The following is a 6,799-nucleotide window of genomic DNA, read 5'->3' on the forward strand; positions in this document are numbered from 1 at the left end:
GTAAATGTTCAGATCGCACGGCTTACGATCGAGCGGCAGAGCTCGGCCACCGCGATGTGGCTTTGACGGGTGAACCCGTCGACGTTGTCGTCGACGATTCCGTGGGTTGAATTGATCAGACCGTTGGCGACCATGGTGTCAAGCAGCAAGGCCTCGCGGTCGGGTGTGTGCAGCAGTTTGGCATTGCTTGCCCGGGCGGCCATGGCGGCTGCAATTGCGGTGCAGCCCCAGTTGGAACAGGCGGCAGTCACTAGCACGTCACAACTGGTCAAAGCGCCGATCCCACCACCGCAGCCACATTGGCAAGCGTCACCATAGGGCACATGCGCCTTCACGTGGTCGGCGACCTTGCCCATGCCGATCTCATTGCCGCCGTCGCCAACGGCGACGACAGGAACGCCACGCTCCAATGCCAGATCAAACAGTAGATCAACGCGGGCGCGACCCATTCCATAGTCTATACCACGCATCGAATGATAGACGCCGAACTCGTTGCGCCCGACCCGCTCTGTCGAAAACAACAGATCAGGGTTCAGCTCATCCATCAGGGTTTCAGCCTGCGCCTGTCCCCCGACGTCATCGGTGGCATAGGGCAGCATGACGATCGTGGCGAGGCTTTTGTCCGCCCTGGCAATAGCTGCTTGTTCCAATGTCACGGGAAACAATCCCGCAGCCTGGCAGGTGTTGCGGATCGCCGGCAGCAGAGTGTCTTCGCACAGCAAGACGCAGGTCACGTTACGCGCCAGTACCAGCGCCCGCGCAATGGCCGCCGCGCCCGAGGGGCCGTCATTTTCGCCCAGATCAGGTGTGATCCAGGCGCGCGAAACCGAACCGGTCGTTATCACCACGGTCCCGCCCTCGGGCACTGCCATCAACGTGTCCGCCGCCGCGCCGATCAACGACTGACCTTCAAGCGCGCGTGCGGCCTCGAACAGGTGCTCGACGCCGCGTTCGCCCATATCGATATTCACCAACTGATCCAGCCGATTGTCCAACCGAGTGATCAGAGCCTTGTCAGCCATTCACGTTTCTCCAAACAACGTTGTTGCAAACCAAGCCTTGTCGTTCAGGTGGTTCGCTGTCTGGCGCATTGCCGACAAGAGAGTGTCGGTCACGGCCATCGCACCTCCGACACGAGCCACAGCGCCGGAGGTTGGCTTCAATCGGATTGAAACGCGCCCTCCCGGCTGTCCATGAGTGTTAACGGTTACAATCCCTTTGTCCCGCAGCATCAACATGCCAATGGCGGCCGTCACTTCGGCAGGCACAACATTGGTCTTTTCTGAGTCAGCCATGCCCAGGACAATGTCCATCGCGTCCTGTTCGTCTATCTTGGGTCCCAGCGCCGAGCGAGACACGCGACCAACGCCCAGCGCAGATTCAAGCGCGTCGGCCAGGTCTTGTCCGTCTTGCGCTTCTTGTAACAACAGATCCGGAGCGAACCCCTGAAGACTGCGCATTGCACCAACCGCAATGGGCGCGCGTGCCTCCATCCCCAATTCGCTGGCTTTGGCCTGCACTGGGATCAACGCTGACGGATCGCCACAAAGAACCCCCGCACGGGGACCGGACAGCCCCGCTTTGTCGGCATTGGTGATCACCAGATCCGCCCCAAAGGAAAGCGAATCCCCACCGCCATGCAGCACCGGACGGAATCGCGCACCGTAAGCGTCATCAAGGAACGTGACACAGCCCGCCTTGTTCCCCGCCGCCACTGCATCGCGGATCAGGTCATCGCTCAGCATGGACAGTTCCGAGGTGACGGGCGTGATTACGAACAGCGCCGGGCTGTCCTTGGCCAGCGCCTGGTGCATCGCGTCCAGGTCGTGCACTTCGCGCACCTGCACATTAGCCAGCCGCGCCCCGCGCAGAACCGAGGCATGGCTCCGGTCGCCGTGTGCCACCAGAGACAACACCGGCTTGCCTGCTGAATGCGCCAGTATGGTGGCAACGATCCCGGCACTTGTACGGTTCACCACCGCTGCTGCCTCGTGCCCCTGCCCGCCCAGATGAACGATTGCGGCCTGGCGCAGTTCTTCACCAAACAGGCCCGGACCGATCCATTCTTCGCACAACAGGTTCAAATCGTCCGGCGTTGCTGGATAGAACCGCAGGTTTCCTGTGCAAATGGCGACCTTGTCGATACCTTCGCGTGCCACGAAATCCGCAGCAACACGGCCCGCCTGTGCCAACCTGCGCACCTCATCGGCTGAACTTTGCAACAGCGCGCCGCGGGCGTATCCCACGCTTGGATCGATGGCGTTACCGAACCGGTCCGTGCTCACGCGCCGTCCTCAATGTTGATGGTGACACATTTGCGGTAGGTGTAGGCTTCCAATGCGCCTTCGATGGAGTATTCGCTGCCCATACCCGATTGCTTGGTGCCGCCATAAGACATGCCGGGAATCTGACCACCGCCCTGATTGACCTGTATCCAACCCGCATCAATGGCGCGCGTCAGGCGCGTAATGCGGCTTACGTCATGAGTGAACAAGAACGCTGCCAACCCGTAATGAGTGTCATTTGCCATGGCGATGACTTCTCCTTCCGTTTCGAAGGGAATGGCCACCATGACAGGGCCGAACACCTCTTCCCGAGCAATGCGCCAATCGTTGTCGACACCAGTGATGATTGTCGGGTTGGGGCAGAACCCTGCGGGGTCTTCGACAGGCGTTTCTCCGATCAGGAAGGTCGCCCCTTCTGCTTCGGCCTCGGCCACATAAGCGCGTATTTCGCCGTAGCGTTCCGCGTTCACCACCGCGCCCATATCCACATCCGGATCCAGTGCATCGCCGACGTTCAAAGCTGCCGATTTTTCGGCCACTTTGGGCATGAGCTCATCCCAGATGTCCTTATGCACAAACAGGCGCGATCCGGCAGTGCAGCTTTGACCCTGACGAGCAAAGCGCATGGCGTTAGCCACCTGCTGCGCGGTGCTGTCCAGACGGCCCTCGGAAATGGCGTCCGGGAACACGATCGTCGGTGACTTTCCCCCCAGTTCCAGCGTCAGCTTGGCAATGCGATCAGAAGTGGCCTTGCCAATCAGCTTGCCGACCTCGCTTGAACCGGTAAAGGACACCTTGTCTACATCGGGGTGGGAAGCCAGCGCCGCGCCTGCCTCTTCACCCAGCCCCGTCACAACATTGAAGACGCCCGGTGGAAACAGTCCATCCGCCAGTTCAGCCAATTTCAGAATCGCCAGTGGCGCATCTTCAGCCGGTTTCAACACCAGACAGTTTCCGGTTGCCAATGCCATGGAGATTTTTACAGCGCCCAACTGGAGTGGCGAGTTCCACGGAATGATAGAACCCACAACACCATGTGGTTCTCGGGTGGAGTAACTGAATAGACCCGGTCCGAGTGGCAGGGTTTCCCCTTTTTGTTCGACCGAGACGCCACCGTAATACTTAAGAACCCCGGCAGCCCCCATCGCTTCGCCCCGCGATTGGGTCTTGATCGCGTTGCCACTTTCCGCCGCCAATACGCGAGCCACTTCTTCGGCGTTCTCTTCCAGGCGACGGCCTAGCTCTGTGAGACGTTTGCCACGCTCACTCGCCGCCAAGGCGCGCCACGTCGGCAGCGCGGCACGAGCGGCGGCGACGGCCAAATCGACCTCGGTTGACGTGCCGCGACCAACCTCGCAGATCGGGGTGCGGCGCGAGGGGTTTTCGACCACCAGCCGCCCTTCGGGCCAATGCCAGGCACCGTTGATGTAACTACCGGCCAAGCCCACATCGGGCAGTTTCGGCTCCAAGTATGTCGTCATCCCTATTCTCCTTGGCGAACCGCGGTTTCAAAAATGCGCGCCGCCTGAGGGGGCTTCCACCGGCGCTGGGATCGGATGAAAGCTTGAGTCCGACCCCAATTCAATCAGATCTTCGCTCGAACCACCGCCCAGGCGTCATCCAAGGCGCCCTTGAAACGTTCAGTGGCAATATCAATCTCATCCTCGTTGATGATCAGCGGCGGCATAAAGCTCATCCGGTCGCCAATCGCCCGCAGGTACAGACCCCGATCATGGGCAAAGTTCTGCACAAGCTCACCCACTTTCCAAGAGGGATCGAACGGTTCACGGGATTTTGCATCCTTCATCAGCTCGAAGCCGCAGAACAGACCGACGCCGCGCACTTCGGCCACCAGCGGGTGATCGGCCATCGAGTAGCATTTTTCGAGGAACCGGGCCGAAACCGCGCGGACGTGACCCACCAGATCGATTTCATCGTAAATATCCAGTGCCTCTAGACCGACGGCAGCGCCAACCGGGTGACCTGCATAAGTATATCCATGGCCAAAGGTGCCAACCTCGTCCGAGTTCTTCATCATGTCGGCATACATCTCATCCTTGAACATAAGGGCCGAGATCGGAAAGAACGCAGCGGACAGCGCCTTGGCGCAAGAGATCATGTCAGGCTCCAGCCCCCAGGTCTGTGACCCCCACATATTGCCGGTTCGGCCAAAACCGCACACGACCTCATCGGCCAGGAACTTGATGTCATACTTGCGCAGTACCGCCTGCATTTCCCTCCAGTAGCCTTCAGGCGGCATCAGCGCCCCGCCACCCGAGATGGCCGGTTCGGCAAAAAAGGCCGCCACGGATTCCGGACCTTCCGCCAGGATCAGCTTTTCGAAATTCGCCGCCATCCGGGCCGAAAACTCTTCTTCACTCTCGCCGTCGATATGGAAACGGTAATAGTTCGGCAGCTCGGCGTGCTTGAACTCGGGCAGCGGCAGGCCGAACTTGGCATGCATGTGCGGTTGTCCCGACAGGGACACCGTCGCCACCGTATTGCCGTGATAGCCCCGCACCCGGCCAATGATCTTGCGACGCTGCGGCTCGCCACGGGCTGTGTTGGTGTACCACAGCAGCTTGATTGCAGTGTCGTTTGCCTCGGACCCCGAACACTGGAACATCACCCGGTTCATTTTGCCCGGCGCCATGCCGATCAGACGTTTACCCAGCTCGGCCACCCGCGGGTGCGAGCGGTTGTAGAAGGTTGGTGCAAAAGGCAGCACATCCATCTGTCGCTTGGCGGCATTCGACAATCGTTCGTTGTGATAGCCCAATGATACACAGCCCAGCCCGGAAAACCCGTCGATGATCTCACGCCCTTCGCTGTCGTAAATGAACACCCCTTTACCATGCGTGATCATCGTCGGGCCGTCTTGGGCGTGTTGGCGCAGGTTCGACTGAGGATGGACGTGGTGCGCCTTGTCCTGTTCGATCGCGCGTCGGGCGTCAACGTTCATGGGGATGCTCCAAATGAAAATCTGCCGGAACTTCACCTTTTTATTGACTGAATTTCAATTTCGAAGTTTTTTGGTTTTTGTGAATTTCATTCAGGCTAAAAACACATGAAACCGCTGCTCGATCTACGGCATCTGCAACTGATCCAGGCTATAAACGAAACCGGTCGGATCACCGATGCCGCCAAGAAACTGGGGGTTACACCATCGGCCCTGTCGCATCGCCTGCGCGAGGCCGAACGTCGGCTGGATGTGCCCCTGTTCACCCGAATGCACAAGAAACTGCGCCGGACACCGGCGGCGGATTACATGGCAATCGTGGCAGAACGCATCCTCACCGATCTGAGCCGCGCGGAAGAGGACGTGCGGCGAATGAATGCCAATGTGCAGCATGTGGTGCGCCTGTCGGTCGAAGCCTACAGCAACTATCGCTGGCTGCCCTCCTTCATCAAATTCATGAAATCACGTACCGACGGGATCGATATTCAGATCATGGCGGGTGCGCGCAGTGATCCGCTGACCGGGCTTTTGAACCGGCATCTGGACATTGCGATTACCTCAGGCAAGGTGTCGCAGGCCGGGCTCAGCAGCATCAAACTGTTTGACGATCCTCTGCTTTACATCATGCCGCCGTCACATCGTCTGGCAGATCGCCCGTATGTGGAAGGTTCTGATATCGTAGGCGAGCCTTTCATCACCTATACCAAGATCCCCGAACCAGACCGGGAATTTGCGCTGTTGTTTCGCCCCACGGACAGCTACCCGAAATGGGCTGCGACCGTTGAACTGCCCGAGGCGATTGTCGAACTGGTTGCCTCGGATCTGGGCACAAGTGTGTTGTCCAACTGGGCGCTTCAATCCGCATTGAAAGAAGGTCGCATCGTTGGTGCCCAGGTTACTCAGGACGGAATTTCCGTGCCTTGGCACGCGGTGTTGCGCTCGGAGGATCTCGAAGAAGGAGATCCGATTTTACAAATCGCCAAGCTGTTGTCGGAATGGTGCGACCTGCCCGGCTGCGGGTTTCATATGAATTGAAGTCAGATCTATTGCAAACTTGTTCCCATTGATGCACGCGAAGGCAGACAGTGAGAGGACGTTGATACAATTCAGCCGAGAGCCTGTTCATGATTTCCTTCAAAGGTGCGCAATGTCCAAAGGATGTGATCCTGTATGCAGTGCTTTCTAGTGTTCGATACGGCGTCGTAGTGGATCACACCACGTTGAACTGATGGCGCGCGCGGTACTCTTGTGCCATTGCGGAAGCAGCGCCGCGACAAAAAGGACAATGCGACCGTTCCCGGAGAATGGATGAGACCCATGCTGAGGTTCAAGGCTTTCGCTTCTGAGGCGGCAACGCTGGCATCGAACTTACGCATATGATTTGAAAGGGCCACCCCTTGCCCGGACTCTGTTCTTTCAAACAATTCGCTAAGCTGGCCGCCTCACACTCTACCTTCGATGAATTGACGCGCCGTGCCCTAGGCTCAGGACTCATAGCCAATAGATGACGAGTGCGGCGAGTGCGATGGCTGACAGGAAGACTTTCGGGCATCTA

General features: G+C 58.7%; 5 protein-coding genes and 1 pseudogene. 2 read left to right on the plus strand and 4 right to left on the minus strand.

Annotated features, from left to right (window positions below; all coding sequences use genetic code 11):
- Positions 1-8: 8 nt before the first annotated feature.
- The 4 genes from AC2FLD_RS20310 to AC2FLD_RS20325 all read right to left on the minus strand — a co-directional run bounded on the left by AC2FLD_RS20310 (position 9) and on the right by AC2FLD_RS20325 (position 5,247).
- Positions 9-1,022: a glutamate cyclase domain-containing protein gene (locus AC2FLD_RS20310; protein WP_496673379.1), complete on the minus strand. Its 1,014-nt coding sequence runs from the start codon at positions 1,020-1,022 to the stop codon at positions 9-11.
- The gene (locus AC2FLD_RS20315; protein ID WP_496673381.1) at positions 1,023-2,285 is read right to left on the minus strand and encodes a PLP-dependent aminotransferase family protein; all 1,263 of its coding nucleotides are present in this window, start codon (positions 2,283-2,285) and stop codon (positions 1,023-1,025) included.
- Positions 2,282-3,766, minus strand: coding sequence for an aldehyde dehydrogenase family protein (locus tag AC2FLD_RS20320; protein WP_496673383.1), 1,485 nt, complete (start codon positions 3,764-3,766; stop codon positions 2,282-2,284). Before AC2FLD_RS20320 ends, AC2FLD_RS20315 begins: the two co-directional genes overlap by 4 nt.
- 104 nt (positions 3,767-3,870) lie before the next feature.
- Positions 3,871-5,247 carry an aminotransferase gene (locus AC2FLD_RS20325; RefSeq protein ID WP_496673386.1) on the minus strand — a complete coding sequence of 459 codons (1,377 nt, stop codon included), beginning with the start codon at positions 5,245-5,247 and terminating at the stop codon, positions 3,871-3,873.
- 105 nt (positions 5,248-5,352) lie between these two features.
- Here AC2FLD_RS20325 and AC2FLD_RS20330 point away from each other — a divergent pair, with 105 nt between their 5' ends.
- Together AC2FLD_RS20330 and AC2FLD_RS20335 are read left to right on the plus strand one after the other, a co-directional pair.
- A complete protein-coding gene (locus tag AC2FLD_RS20330) occupies positions 5,353-6,279 on the plus strand; it encodes a LysR family transcriptional regulator (protein WP_050604441.1) in 927 nt (308 codons plus the stop codon).
- A gap of 89 nt (positions 6,280-6,368) precedes the next feature.
- Positions 6,369-6,578 (plus strand): annotated as a pseudogene (locus AC2FLD_RS20335) (IS6 family transposase); the annotation flags it as partial.
- Between the last annotated feature and the right edge of the window lie 221 nt (positions 6,579-6,799).

It is taken from the genome of Ruegeria sp. CDSA021, assembly GCF_059612325.1.

Bases quoted from the DNA above. Each gene is read 5' to 3' on its own strand.
- AC2FLD_RS20325 (WP_496673386.1), bottom strand. From the start codon at position 5,247: ATGAACGTTGACGCCCGACGCGCGATCGAACAGGACAAGGCGCACCAC.
- AC2FLD_RS20330 (WP_050604441.1), top strand. From the start codon at position 5,353: ATGAAACCGCTGCTCGATCTACGGCATCTGCAACTGATCCAGGCTATA.
- AC2FLD_RS20310 (WP_496673379.1), bottom strand. From the start codon at position 1,022: ATGGCTGACAAGGCTCTGATCACTCGGTTGGACAATCGGCTGGATCAG.
- AC2FLD_RS20320 (WP_496673383.1), bottom strand. From the start codon at position 3,766: ATGACGACATACTTGGAGCCGAAACTGCCCGATGTGGGCTTGGCCGGT.